We start from the raw sequence: 14,777 nt of genomic DNA, 5'->3' as shown, positions 1-14,777 counted from the left end.
TGTAGGTGACCGCCCCGCAAGGTTGCGCGCAACAGCGACCGATCGATGCGCGATAACGACCCGCTGCACCTAGCGCTGACTGTGCGAAAAATTACAGCTGCCGGCTGCGTGCCAACGGCGGGTTTTGCGCGAAGTAGCGCTGAATGCCGCGCATCAGGGCCTCCGCCAAGCTGTCCTGGTATGCAACGCTGCGGAGGTTCGCTTCTTCTTCAGGGTTGCTGATGAAGGCGGTTTCGACCAGCACGCTCGGGATATCCGGCGCCTTCAGCACCGCGAAGCCTGCCTGTTCGACTTCGCCCTTATGCAGCCGCGCACCGACGTTCTTGATCTCGCCCAGCATCGCGCTGCCGAGCTTCAGGCTGTCGTTGATCTGCGCCGTCGTACTCATGTCGAGCAAGGCGCGTTGAACCTGGATTTCATGGTCGCCCACGTTGATGCCGCCGACCTTGTCGGATTCGTTTTCCTTGTTGGCCATGTAGCGCGCCGCGCTGCTGGATGCGCCATGCTGGCTCAGTGCAAACACACTGGCTCCGCGGGCTGCCGGCGTCGTGAACGCGTCGGCATGGATGCTCACGAACAGGTCGGCCTGAACACGACGCGCCTTTTGAACGCGCGTGCCGAGGGGCACGAAGAAGTCGGCATCGCGCGTCAAAAACGCGCGCATCGGATTGCCGTTGACGCTGCTGGCGTTGATGCGGTCGCGCAGCTTGAAAGCGACCTGCAACACGATGTCTTTTTCGCGCGTGCCGGCCGGTCCGGTGGCGCCCGGATCTTCGCCGCCGTGCCCCGGATCGAGGGCGACGATGATGAGGCGGTCGGTGCGGTTGGCAGTGGCTGTGCCGCTGCGCGCGACCACCGATGGCGGCGCTGCAGGCACTGGTTTGAGCGGGATCGAGCCGACCAAGGGCGGTAGCGTGGGCGGCAGGGGCGATGGCGCGCCCGGAGAGCGACCGGGCGCGGCCGGCGGCGCAGAGACGGCAGGCCCGGGTCGCCCGGCTTGCTGAGCCATGAGTTCGCCGAGCGGATCGACCGCGGCCGTGCCGGGCCTTACAGGCGCCGATGGCACCGGCGCGCCGGGTGCAGTCGGCAAATGCGGCGGAAAACGCGATGGCTCATGCGGCGAGAAACCGGCCACGTTGGTATCGGCATCGCCCTTGGCAGTGGAAGAAGGCGCGTCGCGCAGGCGCTCGGCAATCAGCGCTTCCATCGGGTCGAGCGGCTCCTGGGGATGCAGGTCGAGCACCAGCCGGTCGCGATAGGCCGCCACCGGCGCCAGCGAAAACACCTGGGGGATCACCGCCTGCTTCAGGTCGAACACGATGCGCACGACGTTGGGAGCGAACTGCCCGACGCGCAAACCGTTGATGTACGGATCACCCGGCTTGATCTTGCCGACCAGCTCGCGCAGTTGCGGATTGAGCTCGATGCCGGTGATGTCGACCGCCAGCCGCGGCGGGCTGCCCACGGTGAGCTGCTGCGTTTGCAGGCGCGCATTGGATTCGATCGTGACGCGGGTGTAGTCGGCGGCGGGCCAGACGCGCACCGCCACGATGGTCGCCCCACGTGCGATTTGCTGCACGCCGAGCAGCAGGGCCAGGGTGCCCCCTTGAAGAAGATCGCGGCGCTTCATGCGGCGATGGGTCCTGAGTTTGGCCTGGCGCTGTCGAGATGCGCCAACAAGGCGAAACCGCGGGCCGTGCCCGCGAGCAGTGTCACGGTACGTGAGTCGTCTGTCATTGCTTCCATTTTAAGAGCGAGGTCTGCAACCGGAATGCGGCCTGCAGCGTTGTCGGGCCATTCGGCGAGCTTCAGTCCGGGGCCCGCGAAGATGTCTCTGAATCCGGCATCGTCCCATTCGCGAGGGTCGTTGAAACGGTAGAAGTCGAAGTGATAGATCGACAGCCCATCGGGTGCTTCGTGCGGCTCGACGACGGCGTAGGTCGGGCTCTTGATGCGGCCTTCGATGCCGAGCGCACGCAGCAGGTGCCGGACGAAGGTCGTCTTGCCCGCGCCGAGCTCGCCATGCAGCGCGATGAAGGCATCCCGCAACATTGGTGCCGTGGCCATGCAGCGCGCAAAGGCGTCGGTATCGGCCTCGGTGTGCCATTGCAGCACCGCTGGCAGTTCCGTTGCCAGCGATGGCAACGGTGCCGCCTGCAAGGGCGTTTCTACAATCGGCGTGTGGTCGGTACTCAACTCGTGGCTCGTGATTTGGTGACGCTGGATGTCGTGGCGCGCATACAAGAGTGGGCGCGTGAGTTGGGATTCTCCCAAATCGGTATTGCGGGCATCGACCTCGCCGATGCCGAGGCCGGACTCGGGCACTGGCTTCACAACGGCTTTCACGGCGAAATGGCCTACATGGCCGCGCACGGATTGCGTCGGGCGCGGCCTGCGGAGTTGGTGCCCGGCACGGTGAGCGTGATCACCGCGCGCATGGACTACCTGCCCCGGGCGACGCCGGAAGGCTGGCAGGGCATTGAATTCGAACGGCTCGAACGGACCGGCGAAGGCATTGTTTCGGTCTACGCAAGGGGCAGGGACTATCACAAAGTGCTTCGCTCACGCCTGCAGAAACTGGCCGACCGCATCGCCGAAACGCTGGGACCTTTCGGGCACCGCGTCTTCACCGATTCAGCGCCGGTACTCGAGGCCGAGCTGGCTTCACGCAGCGGCCAGGGCTGGCGCGGCAAGCACACGCTGGTGCTCGACCGCGATGCGGGCTCGATGTTTTTTCTCGGCGAGATCTACGTCGACATCGCGCTGCCGCCGAGCGAACCCGTTACCGCGCATTGCGGCAGTTGCAGCGCCTGCATCGACATCTGCCCGACGCAGGCGATCATCGCGCCGCATCGGCTCGACGCGCGGCGCTGCATCTCATATCTGACGATCGAGCATGCGGGCCCGATTCCGGTCGAACTGCGCGCGGCCATCGGCAACCGCATCTACGGCTGCGACGATTGCCAGCTGATCTGCCCCTGGAACAAGTTCGCGAAGAAGAGTGCGCTGCCCGACTTCGATGAACGCGACGGCTTGAGCGGACAGCATCTCGCCGAACTCTTCGCGTGGACGGAAGAAGCGTTTCTCCGCTTTACCGAAGGCAGCCCTATTCGCCGTATCGGCCATGAGCGCTGGCTGCGCAACGTGGCTGTCGGTTTGGGCAACGCGCTGCGTGCGGGCGATACGCGGGCCGCGGCCGCGCTCGCAACGCGTGCATTGCACCCGAGTGCGCTGGTGCGCGAGCACGTCGAGTGGGCGTTGGCGCAAAGCGCACCTTTCGTGTGAATCCCGTGTTTGCGGGGTATTCCACAGCACTGTGGGCGCCGGCATGCCGGTAGCATTTCGGCTTCCCGTTTCGTTCGATCGTTTTGTTGATGACTACCAGGAGTTCGCTGATGCCACGCCGCCCATTGAGCACTTTTGTCCGTCTCGCTGAAGTCACCGGGCTTGCCGTGCTCGCCGCCTTGCTCGCTTCGCCCGCCTCAGCGCAGGGCTACCCGACCAAGCCGATCGAGTTGAGCGTGCCGTTCGCACCCGGTGGCACGACCGACATCGTGGCGCGCGTGATCTCCGAGCCGCTGGGCAAGGCATTGGGTCAGCCGGTCATCGTCATCAACCGCGCGGGCGGCGGCGGCATCGTGGGTGCAGCCGAAACCGCACGCGCAGCGCCCGACGGCTACAAACTGGGCGTCGCCACCGTGTCGAGCACGGCAGCCAACCCGGCGATCAACCCCAAGACGCCGTACGACCCGATCAACGACTTCACGCCGATCACCAACATCGCCGCGACGCCCAACATCATCGCGGTCAACCCGAAGTTCCCGGCAAAGAACTACGCCGAATTCGTGGCCGAGCTCAAGAAGAATCCAGGCAAATATTCGTATGCATCGTCGGGCACCGGCGGCATCGGGCATCTGCTGATGGAGCTGTACAAGAGCTTGACGAATACCTTCGTCACGCACATCCCTTACCGCGGCGCCGGCCCGGCGCTGAACGACGTGGTGGCGGGCCAGGTGGCAATCATGTTCGACAACATTCCTTCGGCATTGCCCTTCATCAAGAGCGGCCAGCTGGTACCGATCGTGGTGTCGGCGCCGCAGCGGTTGAAGGACTTGCCGAACGTTCCGACCTTCAAGGAGGTCGGGCTGGAGCCGGTCAACCGCATGGCGTACTACGGCATCCTCGGCCCGAAGAACCTGCCGAAAGAAGTGGTCGACAAGGTGGCGGCTGCGGTGAAAAAGTCGGTCGAGGATCCGGTGGTGCGAAAGCGCATCGAAGACACCGGCTCGCTCATCGTCGCCAACACGCCCGAGCAGTTCGCCGCGCAGATCAAGGCCGAGTTCGAGGTCTACAAGCAGGTCGTGATCAAGCAGAAGCTCACGCTCGATTGATCGAACGCGGCGCGCGGTTTGTTATCTTGCAGGCCATGACCGCGCTGCAAGAAGAAACCCCTGACTTCGATACGCCCGAGATCGACGAGTTCATCGACGCGCTCTGGCTGGAGCACGGGCTCGCCAAGAACACGCTCGCGGCTTACCGGCAGGACCTCGAGTTGTTCGCGCGCTGGCTCGCCACGCGCAGCAACGCACTCGACACCGTGCAGGAGCACGATCTGCAGGCCTACATGGGAGCCAAGCTGGCCGACAAAGGCAAGGCGACGTCCGCCAATCGTCGCCTGACGGTCTTCAAGCGCTACTACCGCTGGGCCTTGCGCGAACGTCGCATCGCCGCCGACCCGACGCTGCGACTGGTGCCGGCGCGGCAGGCCATGCGCGTGCCCAAGACGCTTTCCGAAAAGCAGGTCGACGACCTGCTCGGTGCGCCCGATGTCGACACGCCGCTCGGCCTGCGCGATCGCGCCATGCTCGAATTGATGTACGCCAGCGGCCTGCGGGTGAGCGAGTTGGTGACGCTGAAGGCGATCGACATGAGCCTGAACGACGGCGTGCTGCGGGTGCTCGGCAAGGGCAACAAGGAGCGGCTCGTGCCGTTCGGCGGAGAAGCGCGCCGCTGGATCGAGCGGTATCTGAAAGAGTCGCGGCCTGCGATCCTCGACGGGCAACAGACGCCGGACCTGTTCGTGACGGCGCGCGGTGCCGGGATGACGCGCGTGATGTTCTGGATCATCGTCAAGAAGCAGGCGACCGCCGCCGGCATACATGTGCCGCTGTCGCCGCACACGTTACGTCATGCATTTGCCACCCACCTGCTCAACCACGGCGCGGACCTGAGGGCGGTGCAACTGCTGCTCGGTCATGCGGACATCTCGACCACCACGATCTACACGCACGTGGCTCGCGAGCGCCTGAAGCAATTGCACGGGCAGCACCATCCACGCGGCTGATTGACACCACCTCCGAACGACGTGCGCGCCATGCTCTTCGCTGGGCGGCGGCGATCAAGGCGGACTGACGCGCCGCTCGCCCGGGGCGCTGCAGCGCATCAGCTTCGTGCCAGCGCATCGGGCTCATCGAGCGCCTTCAGCTCTTCGTCTGTGAAGCCGGCGAGCGCTCGCGCTTCGAGGTTGAACGGCGCTCGAAGCCGCGGTGCCTCGTGCTTGCGATAAAGCACGCGGTAATGCGCGATCGGGTCGAGGCCGTCACGCTCGCACAGCCACCGGTACCAGTGGTTGCCGATGGCGACATGGCCGACTTCGTCGCGCAGGATGATGTCGAGGATGGCGATCGCGCCGAGCGCATCGGGCGTATTCACTCTGCGCAACTTGGCCTGGATCAGCGGGGTCGCGTCGAGCCCGCGTGCCTCGAGCGTTCGCGGTACCAGCGCCATGCGCCCGACAACGTCGTCCTTCGTTTTCTCGCACATCGCCCAGAGGCCGTCGTGGCCGGTGAAGTCGCCATAGCGCCAGCCCATCGTCTGCAAATGCGCATGCAGCAGCGTGAAGTGCTGCGCCTCTTCATCGGCCACGCGCAGCCAGTCGCGGTAGTAGGCCTCGGGCATGCCGTCGAAGCGCCACACGGCGTCGAGCGCGAGGTTGATCGCGTTGAACTCGATATGGCATATCGAATGGATGAGCGCAGCGCGTCCTTCGGTGGTGAAGGGCGAGCGTCTTCCGACATCCATCGCGGAAACGCGAAGCGGGCGGTCGGGCCGGCCCGGAACGCCGGTTTTCGCATTCGTCATGCTGCGATCGAAATCGAGTGAAAGCGATTCCGGGTTGCCCGCGATAAGCGCTGCCAGCGCGCGCGTCGCCGCCACCTTTTGCTCAGGGTCGGCAAGGCGCAGCGCGGCCAGCGCGGTCGATCGGATGTGCATCCCTACAATTCTAGTTTTTGACCCCTGGAGACCCGCGATGGCCCTCTATGAACTCGACGGCGAAGCGCCGAAACTGGCACCTGGTGCCTGGGTGGCCGACAGTGCCGAGGTGATCGGCAAGGTGGTGCTGGGTGAAGATGCCAGCATCTGGTTCGGCGCGGTGCTGCGGGGCGACAACGAGACGCTGACCATCGGGCGCAACAGCAACGTGCAGGATCTGTCGGTGGTGCACAGCGACCATGGTTCGCCCACGACGATCGGCGACAACGTGACGATCGGTCATCAGGTCATGCTGCATGGCTGCACCATCGGAGACAACTCGCTGATCGGCATCCAGGCGGTGATCTTGAATAACGCGAAGATCGGCCGCAACTCGATCGTTGGTGCCGGCAGCGTGGTGACCGAGGGCAAGGAATTTCCGGACAACTCGCTCATCATCGGTTCGCCGGCCAAGGTGGTTCGCACGCTCGACGATGCGGCTGCCGCCAAGCTCCGCCAAAGCGCCGAGCACTATGTAGACAACGCCCGTCGCTATGCGAAGGGCCTCAAGAAGATCGCCTGAGGGCGTCGGAAAGAAGAGCGTTTTGAGCGAGTTGCACAAGTTCCTGTTCGACGGCATGCCGGTGCGCTGCATGATCGTCCGCCTGACCGATTCGTGGCAGGAAATCCTGGCGCGACGCGCCGGCAACAGCGCGACCGGCGCCTATCCGCCACCCGTGGCGGAGTTGCTCGGTGAAATGACTGCGGCGGCGACCTTGATGCAGTCGAACATCAAGTTCAACGGCGCGTTGATCCTGCAAATCTTCGGTGACGGGCCGGTCAAGATCGCGGTGGCCGAGGTCATGCCCGACCTGAGCCTGCGCGCCACCGCCAAGGTGGTGGGCGAGCTGGCCGCCGACGCGCGCTTGCCCGACATGGTCAACGTCACCAACAAAGGCCGCTGCGCCATCACGCTCGACCCCAAGAGCCGCGTACCGGGACAGCAGCCGTATCAGGGCGTGGTGCCGCTCTTCGGAGATCAGTACGAAAAGCTCGACAAGCTGAGCGACGTGTTGCAGCACTACATGCTGCAGAGCGAACAGCTCGACACCACGCTGGTGCTGGCGGCCGACGACAAGGTGGCGGCAGGCCTGTTGATCCAGCGCTTGCCGGTGAAGGGGGAGGGCAATCTGGAGGGAACGTCGCAGCGTGACCAAGACCAGAGCAATGAAGACCAGATCGGTTTGAACGAAGACTACAACCGCATCTCGATTCTCGCGTCGAGTCTGACGCGCGATGAGTTGCTGACGCTCGATATCGACACCATCCTGCGCCGCCTGTTCTGGGAAGAGAAGCTGTTGCGCTTCGAGCCGCAGGCCGGCTTGCTCGGCCCGCACTTCGCGTGCACCTGCGGGCGCGAGCGGGTCGCCAACATGATCCGCAGCCTCGGCGTCGAAGAGGCCGACAGCATCCTGGCCGAGCGCGGCGACATCGAGGTGGGATGCGACTTTTGCGGCAAGCAATATCGCTTCGATGCGGTCGATGCAGCGCAGATTTTTCGGGAGCCGGGGGATCAGTTGCCGGCCAGCCCGGTGGTGCAGTAGGTCGCTCGCGCGGCGTGCTGCAAAGGGCGCTTCAGTTTCTGAAGTTGCTGAAGCGCAGGTCAGGTGCGCTGCTGTTGTGGCGCGACGGCACGCTTCGGCCGAAGCGCACTTGCCTGGCCTGAAGCGCGGTTACGTTCGGCAGTGCTTCGGTACGCGGCGATGTGTCCCCCGGTGCCCTCCATGTCACTTCGCTCACGTCGGCGTTGTCGGGCGCGACATACATCGAGCGCAGCATGGCGAACGGCCGACGGTCGCGCCTCGATGAAGTGAGCGATGTGAGGGGCGACAGTCTCACGTCGAGCGCGGTGCGGAGCGTGCTGACCTCGCCGAGGGTGACCGTTGCGGAGCCGCCCGCCTTGAACTTCAGATGCAACGACAGAGGCAATGTGGTGACGACGATCGACGAGATATCGACCACCGGCCGCTGATGAGTCTCGATCGGCCCGATGAGCATCGACGAACCGTAAGCGCCGTCGCCGAGGCGCGCCTCCGGCAACGGCTTGATCCGCCAATTGCCATCGGATGGATACATCACAGCCACTTCGCGCGGCTTGCCGTCGACCTTCTTGAACACCTGCAGCAGGTGGATACCGCGAAAGGTGCGCGACCCGAGTGTCACCGGCACGCTCTGAGACCGCCAGAAGCTCGACTGCGTGATGCCGACGATGCGCCACTGCGCGCCATCGAACAGCACGCGGGTCGCGGCTTTGAATGCATGGCGCGGATCGGTCGGGTGCACGCCGCCGTTGAAACTGCATCCTGAAAAGTCGGATGCAGAACGATCGGCTTGCAGCGATGCGAGATACGGTGGCGGCAGCGCTTCGACGGCAAAGCGCGCAACGTCGGTGCCGCTCAGCTTCAGGGAGACGTTGTCTTCCTCTGCGCAGGTGGTCGGCGTCAGGTTGTTCTCGACGTCGATTGCGATCAGGTTGCCGGCAGCGAATGCTGGCCGTGCCATGCCGGCGAGCAAACACGTCAGCGTCATCACGGCGGCCGCAGCGCATGCGCCGATCAAACGGTGGCGACCGGCGCGTGTCATCGAGCCTTCGGAATAGAAGTCGAGACTGGCGTCGGCAAAGGCGCCGCCCGCTCCGCCAGCAGATCCGTGAACAACCGATGCTCGCAAGCTGGATCGGAGCATTTTTCGCACGGCCACGTCCAGGTCGATGTCGTGGGGCGGCCGCCAGCTTCGCTGCTGCCGCCGCGTACGTTGCGACCATCTCTGCCTTCGTCGCCTGCACGCTCCGCGATCGAATTGATCGCGTTCCAGGCATTCGCGATCCGTACGGCGCCGCGACCATGCACGACGGTGTACGGCAGATTTGCACCGGCCAGCGCCGCACGCACGCGTGAATCCACCGGCTCGCGAACATGGGGGCCGTCGCGTTGCAGGCCATCGGCCACCCATGGCAGATCGAGTGCGGTGAGCAAGGTGATGGCGCAGCGGCGTTGTGCCGCCAATGCCGATGCAAAGAGCGAGGCGTCGTCGAACAGCATGTCGCTGTACACCGCGGTCATCACGGCGGTGGTATCGGTCACGACAACGCCGCGTGAGGCAGCGTCGTCGATGCGGCGCGTCTGCTCGTCGCCGATTGCGGCCTGCTCGTCGGGCCGTGGCGTGCGACCTTCGCAGTCGCACCACTCGCGCAGGTATTCGTCGACCAGCGTGGTCGCGATGCCGCGATCATTGAGGCGTTGGGCCAGGGCGCGCGCCAACTCGGTCTTGCCGGTGCTCTCGGCGCCGAGCACGGCGATCACGCAGCCGATGGGCAACGAAGGAGTCATGCGTGTTCCAGCGCCGATGCCGCGGCTGCGGTTGGGCGCAATCGATGGCGCCATGCGAAGTAGCCGGCGATGCTGAGCACCGCGAAGACCGCGTAGAGGCCGACCGTGAGCCACAGGCCCTTGTGGATGAACAGGCCGATGCTGACCGCGTTGACGGCCAGCCACACGATCCAGTTTTCGATGAACTTGCGGCCGAGCAGGAACTGCCCGACCAGGCTGAGTCCAGTCGCGAATCCGTCGAACCAGGGCACGTCGGTGTCGGTGAATCGAATCAGAAAAAGTGCGACGAGCGGCCACGCGACTGCGCAGGCGACCAGCGACCACAACGCGCCGCGCATCGTGAGGCGGCTTACGTGCAGCTCGCTGCCGTCGGCCCGGTGCCCACGCAGCCATTGAAACCAGCCCCAGAGCGCGACGATGGCGAAAAAGATCTGCAGCGTAGCGTCGCCGTAGATGCGTGCTTCGGCAAAGACGAAGACGTAGAGCAACGAGCTCACGATGGCGAGCGGCCAGCCCCAGTGGATCTCGCGCATGTTGCAGCCGACCATGACCAGCGCTATGGCCGCGGCGACCACTTCGAGCCAACTGGTCGGTGCGCCCCACAACACGAAGGCGGGGGCCGAGAAGAACTCCGGCATCGGTGGTTTGGTGGTTCCGCGGGCAGGGCGGAGTGTCAGTGCGTCATCTGCACGAACACCTCGTTCGGCTTCACCATGCCGAGCTCGGCGCGGGCACGCTCTTCGACCATTTCGAGGCCTTCCTTCAGGTCGTTGACCTCGGAAGACAGCCTCTCGTTGGCCAATGACGCACGCGCGTTGGCCTCTTGCTGCGTCATGAGCTTGTCGCGCAGCTGCGCCACGTCGCGCACGCTCCCGCGACCGGTCCACAGCTGCCACTGAAGAACGGCGAGCAGCAAAACCAGCACGATGGGAACAATGCGTGAGCGCATGCCTTCGGGCACCCGGTTCCTGGCCGTTTACTTCAGGTTGTAGAACGCGGCGCGGCCGGGGTAGCTGGCAACGTCGCCCAGGTCTTCTTCGATGCGCAGCAGCTGGTTGTACTTGGCGGTGCGGTCGGAGCGCGACAGCGAACCCGTCTTGATCTGGCCGGCGTTGGTGCCGACCGCGATATCGGCGATGGTCGAGTCTTCGGTCTCGCCCGAACGGTGCGAAATGACGGCGGTGTAGCCAGCGCGTTTTGCCATTTCGATGGCGGCGAAGGTCTCGGTCAGCGTGCCGATCTGATTGATCTTGATCAGAATCGAATTGGCGATGCCCTTGTCGATGCCTTCTTGAAGGATCTTGGTGTTGGTGACGAACAAATCGTCGCCCACCAGTTGCACGCGTTTGCCGAGACGTTCGGTCAGGTGCTTCCAGCCATCCCAGTCGCCTTCGTGCATGCCGTCTTCGATGCTGATGATCGGGTATTTGTCGACCCAGGTCGCAAGCATGTCGGTCCAGTTTTCGGGCGACAGCGTGAGGTTCTCTGCGCCGAGGACGTACTTGCCATCTTTGTAGAACTCGCTGGCAGCGCAGTCCAGGCCGAGCGCGATTTGTTCGCCGGCCACATAGCCCGCCTTGTCGATCGCTTCGAGGATGAGCAGGATGGCTTCTTCGTGACTCGCGACGCTCGGTGCGAAGCCGCCTTCGTCGCCGACAGCCGTGCTGATGCCGCGGTCGCTCAGGATTTTTTTCAGCGCGTGAAAGGTTTCGGCACCATAGCGGACCGCTTCGCGGAAGCTCTTGGCGCCGACCGGAATGATCATGAACTCCTGGATGTCCAGGCTGTTGTTGGCGTGCGCCCCACCGTTGATGACGTTCATCATCGGCACGGGCAATTGCATGCCGCCCATGCCGCCGAAGTAGCGGTACAGCGGCAAGCCCGATTCTTCGGCAGCAGCGCGGGCCACGGCCATCGACACCGCCAACGTGGCGTTGGCGCCCAGGCGTGCCTTGTTGTCGGTGCCGTCCAGGTCGTTCAGCGTGCGGTCGAGAAAGGCCTGCTCGGTGGCGTCGAGGCCGAGCACGGCTTCGGAGATTTCGGTGTTGATGTTTTCTACCGCTTTCAACACGCCCTTGCCACCGTAACGAGCCTTGTCGTTGTCGCGAAGTTCGATCGCTTCGCGCGAGCCGGTCGACGCACCCGACGGCACGGCCGCCCGACCCATGGTGCCGCTTTCCAGCAGCACGTCGCATTCGACTGTGGGATTGCCGCGGCTGTCGAGAATTTCGCGGCCGACGATGTCAACGATTGCACTCATGATTTTTATTGAAGGATGAAGTTGAAAATTTTTGACGGGAGGCTACAGGCCTTCGACCGCGATCATGCGCATCACCGCGGCACCGGCGCGGGCTTCACGGGCCTTCAGGTATTCGGGCGTGTCGTAGAAAGCTTTGGCTTGCTCGAAAGTCGGAAACTTCAGCAGCACCACGCGGGTCGGTGCCCAGTCGCCTTCGAGTACCGTGATCTGACCACCGCGAATGCACACCTCGGCACCGCTCGCCTGCATGGCGGCGCTCGACCACTTTTTATACTCTTCGTATTGCGTCGGGTTCGTGACTTCGACGTGTGCAATGACGTAACCACTCATGCTTGAAACCTGTCTTCCAGATAGCCGTTTTTCTTGGTGACCGCATCGAGCGCCAGCAGCGTCTCGAGCAGCGCTTTCATGTGCTTCAAAGGCACCGCATTGGGACCATCGCTCAGCGCCTTGGCCGGGTCGGGGTGCGTTTCCATGAACACGCCGGCAACGCCGACCGCAATGGCCGCGCGCGCCAGCACCGGGACCATCTCGCGCTGGCCGCCCGAGCTCGTGCCCTGGCCACCCGGCAACTGTACCGAGTGCGTGGCGTCGAACACCACAGGCGCCAGGGTCTCGCGCATGATCGCCAGCGATCGCATGTCCGACACCAGATTGTTGTAGCCGAAACTGGCGCCGCGTTCGCAAGCCATGAAGCTGTCTTCGTCGAGACCGATTTCTTTGGCCGCGGCGCGCGCCTTGTCGATGACGTTCTTCATGTCGTGCGGCGCGAGGAACTGACCCTTCTTGATGTTCACCGGCTTGCCCGACTGGGCGACTGCACGGATGAAGTCGGTCTGGCGGCACAGGAAGGCGGGCGTCTGCAACACGTCGACCACCTTGGCCGCTTCTACGATGTCTTCGTTGGTGTGCACGTCGGTCAGCACCGGCACGCCGAGGTCGCGCCTGACCTTGGCCAGAATTTCCAGCCCCTTGTCACGACCCGGGCCGCGAAAGGTGGTGCCCGACGAACGGTTGGCCTTGTCGAAGCTGCTCTTGAAAATGAACGGAATACCGAGCGCCTGCGTGATTTCCTTCAGCGTGCCGGCGGTGTCCATCTGCAGCTGTTCCGACTCGATCACGCACGGACCCGCGATGAGAAAGAACGGCTTGTCGAGTCCGATGTCGAATCCGCAAAGCTTCATGACTGCACTTTCATGCGACGACCTTCATCAGCGGCTTGGTTCCCTGGCCCGCTGCCTGATGTTCCAGCGCTGCTTTGATGAACGCGTTGAACAGCGGATGGCCGCCCCACGGCGTCGATTTGAACTCGGGATGAAACTGCACGCCGATGAACCAGGGATGCACGTCTTGCGGCAACTCCACAATTTCGGTCAGGTGTTCGCGTTGCGTCAACGCAGAAATCACCAGCCCGGCGCGGCGCAGGTCGTCCAGGAAGTTGACGTTGGCTTCGTAGCGGTGCCGGTGGCGCTCGGTGACGACGTCGCCGTAGATGCTGTGGGCCAGTGTGTTCGGTGCGACGTCGGAGCTTTGCGCGCCCAGCCGCATCGTGCCGCCGAGATCGGATTTTTCATCGCGCGTCTTGACGGTACCGTCGGTGTCTTTCCACTCGGTGATGAGCGCGATGACGGGGCAGGGCGTACCGGGATCGAACTCGGTGCTATTGGCGTTTTTGAGGCCGGCGACGTTGCGTGCGTATTCGATGGTCGCAACCTGCATGCCGAGGCAGATACCGAGGTACGGCACCTTGGTTTCGCGGGCGAAGCGGGCGGCTGAAATCTTGCCCTCGACGCCGCGTTGACCGAAACCGCCCGGCACCAGGATGGCATCGTATTTGGCGAGGCGGGCGACGTCTTGCGGCGTGATGGTTTCGGAATCGATGTAGTCGATCTTCACGCGCGCATGGTTCTTCATTCCGGCATGCCGCAGCGCTTCGTTGAGCGATTTATAGCTGTCGGACAGTTCGACGTACTTGCCCACCATGGCAATGGTCACTTCGTGCTGCGGATGCTCGACTTCGTAGACCAGATCGTCCCAACGTTTGAGCTTGGCAGGCGGCGTATTCAGGCGCAGCTTGTCGCAGATCAGGCCGTCCAGCCCTTGTTCGTGCAGCATGCGCGGCACTTTGTAGATGGTGTCGACGTCCCACATCGAAATAACACCCCACTCGGCGACGTTGGAGAACAGCGAGATCTTGGCGCGCTCGTCGTTGGGAATGGGCCGGTCGGCGCGACAAATGAGCGCGTCGGCCTGGATGCCGATGGCGCGCAGTTCCTTGGCAGTGTGCTGAGTCGGCTTGGTCTTGAGTTCGCCGGCTGCGGCGATCCACGGCACGTACGACAGATGAACGAAGGCTGTGTTGTTCGGACCCATGCGCAGACTCATCTGGCGCACCGCTTCGAGAAACGGCAGCGATTCGATGTCTCCCACGGTGCCACCGATTTCGACGATGGCCACGTCGACTTCATGGGCGGTGCCGATGCCGGCGCCGCGTTTCACATATTCCTGGATTTCGTTGGTGATGTGCGGGATCACCTGCACCGTTTTGCCGAGATAGTCGCCGCGGCGTTCTTTTTCGAGCACGCTCTTGTAGATCTGGCCCGTGGTGAAGTTGTTGGCCTTGCGCATGCGCGTGTTGATGAAGCGCTCGTAGTGGCCGAGGTCGAGGTCGGTTTCGGCCCCGTCGTCGGTAACGAACACTTCGCCATGCTGAAAAGGCGACATCGTGCCGGGGTCGACATTGATGTACGGATCGAGCTTGATGAGGGTGACTTTAAGACCCCGCGATTCGAGAATCGCGGCGAGCGAGGCGGAGGCGATTCCCTTGCCGAGGGAAGACACCACACCACCAGTGACGAAGACAAATTTGGTCATGC

16 protein-coding genes are annotated in these 14,777 nt (G+C 63.7%); 5 read left to right on the top strand and 11 right to left on the bottom strand.

The window, feature by feature from the left end; translation table 11 throughout:
* Nucleotides 1-91 precede the first annotated feature (91 nt).
* Together QN413_RS08415 and tsaE are read right to left on the bottom strand one after the other, a co-directional pair.
* Nucleotides 92-1,630 carry an N-acetylmuramoyl-L-alanine amidase gene (locus QN413_RS08415; RefSeq protein ID WP_323496170.1) on the bottom strand — a complete coding sequence of 513 codons (1,539 nt, stop codon included), beginning with the start codon at nucleotides 1,628-1,630 and terminating at the stop codon, nucleotides 92-94.
* Entirely contained in the window at nucleotides 1,627-2,196 is a 570-nt protein-coding gene (gene tsaE, locus QN413_RS08410) for a tRNA (adenosine(37)-N6)-threonylcarbamoyltransferase complex ATPase subunit type 1 TsaE (protein ID WP_409053759.1), read from the bottom strand. Before tsaE ends, QN413_RS08415 begins: the two co-directional genes overlap by 4 nt.
* A gap of 42 nt (nucleotides 2,197-2,238) precedes the next feature.
* On the opposite strand from tsaE, the gene queG reads away from it, so the two are divergent.
* The 3 genes from queG (at nucleotide 2,239) to xerD (ending at nucleotide 5,344) form a co-directional block, all read left to right on the top strand.
* Nucleotides 2,239-3,285: a tRNA epoxyqueuosine(34) reductase QueG gene (gene queG, locus QN413_RS08405; RefSeq protein ID WP_323496285.1), complete on the top strand. Its 1,047-nt coding sequence runs from the start codon at nucleotides 2,239-2,241 to the stop codon at nucleotides 3,283-3,285.
* A gap of 110 nt (nucleotides 3,286-3,395) precedes the next feature.
* On the top strand, nucleotides 3,396-4,391 hold the full coding sequence (locus QN413_RS08400; protein WP_323496169.1) for a tripartite tricarboxylate transporter substrate binding protein BugE: 996 nt from the start codon (nucleotides 3,396-3,398) through the stop codon (nucleotides 4,389-4,391).
* A gap of 35 nt (nucleotides 4,392-4,426) precedes the next feature.
* Complete coding sequence (xerD, locus tag QN413_RS08395) at nucleotides 4,427-5,344, top strand: site-specific tyrosine recombinase XerD (protein ID WP_323496168.1); 918 nt, start codon at nucleotides 4,427-4,429, stop codon at nucleotides 5,342-5,344.
* Between the two features lie 98 nt (nucleotides 5,345-5,442).
* Here xerD and QN413_RS08390 read toward each other — a convergent pair whose 3' ends face one another.
* A complete protein-coding gene (locus tag QN413_RS08390) occupies nucleotides 5,443-6,273 on the bottom strand; it encodes a ferritin-like domain-containing protein (protein WP_323496167.1) in 831 nt (276 codons plus the stop codon).
* A 37-nt stretch (nucleotides 6,274-6,310) separates the two neighbouring features.
* On the opposite strand from QN413_RS08390, the gene QN413_RS08385 reads away from it, so the two are divergent.
* Nucleotides 6,311-6,835 (top strand): gamma carbonic anhydrase family protein, encoded by a 525-nt coding sequence (locus tag QN413_RS08385; RefSeq protein WP_323496166.1) that lies wholly within the window; start codon nucleotides 6,311-6,313, stop codon nucleotides 6,833-6,835.
* Nucleotides 6,836-6,857: 22 nt separating this feature from the next.
* The gene (locus QN413_RS08380) at nucleotides 6,858-7,856 is read left to right on the top strand and encodes an Hsp33 family molecular chaperone HslO (RefSeq protein WP_323496165.1); all 999 of its coding nucleotides are present in this window, start codon (nucleotides 6,858-6,860) and stop codon (nucleotides 7,854-7,856) included.
* A 31-nt stretch (nucleotides 7,857-7,887) separates the two neighbouring features.
* Here QN413_RS08380 and QN413_RS08375 read toward each other — a convergent pair whose 3' ends face one another.
* Genes QN413_RS08375 through QN413_RS08340 form a run of 8 tightly spaced genes read right to left on the bottom strand, consistent with a single transcriptional unit; the run spans nucleotide 7,888 to nucleotide 14,775 of the window.
* Nucleotides 7,888-8,895: a hypothetical protein gene (locus QN413_RS08375; protein ID WP_323496164.1), complete on the bottom strand. Its 1,008-nt coding sequence runs from the start codon at nucleotides 8,893-8,895 to the stop codon at nucleotides 7,888-7,890.
* A complete protein-coding gene (locus tag QN413_RS08370; RefSeq protein WP_323496163.1) occupies nucleotides 8,892-9,641 on the bottom strand; it encodes an ATP-binding protein in 750 nt (249 codons plus the stop codon). Before QN413_RS08370 ends, QN413_RS08375 begins: the two co-directional genes overlap by 4 nt.
* A complete protein-coding gene (pnuC, locus tag QN413_RS08365; protein WP_323496162.1) occupies nucleotides 9,638-10,279 on the bottom strand; it encodes a nicotinamide riboside transporter PnuC in 642 nt (213 codons plus the stop codon). The genes QN413_RS08370 and pnuC overlap by 4 nt, the downstream gene beginning before the upstream one ends.
* A gap of 35 nt (nucleotides 10,280-10,314) precedes the next feature.
* A complete protein-coding gene (gene ftsB / locus QN413_RS08360; protein WP_323496161.1) occupies nucleotides 10,315-10,590 on the bottom strand; it encodes a cell division protein FtsB in 276 nt (91 codons plus the stop codon).
* A gap of 27 nt (nucleotides 10,591-10,617) precedes the next feature.
* Nucleotides 10,618-11,901: a phosphopyruvate hydratase gene (eno, locus tag QN413_RS08355; protein ID WP_187051394.1), complete on the bottom strand. Its 1,284-nt coding sequence runs from the start codon at nucleotides 11,899-11,901 to the stop codon at nucleotides 10,618-10,620.
* Nucleotides 11,902-11,943: 42 nt separating this feature from the next.
* The gene (locus tag QN413_RS08350) at nucleotides 11,944-12,231 is read right to left on the bottom strand and encodes a DUF1330 domain-containing protein (protein WP_323496160.1); all 288 of its coding nucleotides are present in this window, start codon (nucleotides 12,229-12,231) and stop codon (nucleotides 11,944-11,946) included.
* Nucleotides 12,228-13,085 (bottom strand): 3-deoxy-8-phosphooctulonate synthase, encoded by an 858-nt coding sequence (gene kdsA / locus QN413_RS08345; RefSeq protein WP_323496159.1) that lies wholly within the window; start codon nucleotides 13,083-13,085, stop codon nucleotides 12,228-12,230. The genes QN413_RS08350 and kdsA overlap by 4 nt, the downstream gene beginning before the upstream one ends.
* Nucleotides 13,086-13,095: 10 nt before the next feature.
* The gene (locus QN413_RS08340; protein ID WP_187051397.1) at nucleotides 13,096-14,775 is read right to left on the bottom strand and encodes a CTP synthase; all 1,680 of its coding nucleotides are present in this window, start codon (nucleotides 14,773-14,775) and stop codon (nucleotides 13,096-13,098) included.
* Nucleotides 14,776-14,777: the final 2 nt, after the last annotated feature.

The organism is Variovorax sp. LG9.2, from assembly GCF_035018885.1.
Taxonomy (GTDB): domain Bacteria; phylum Pseudomonadota; class Gammaproteobacteria; order Burkholderiales; family Burkholderiaceae_C; genus Variovorax.
This window is presented reverse-complemented; position numbering and strand designations above follow the sequence as displayed.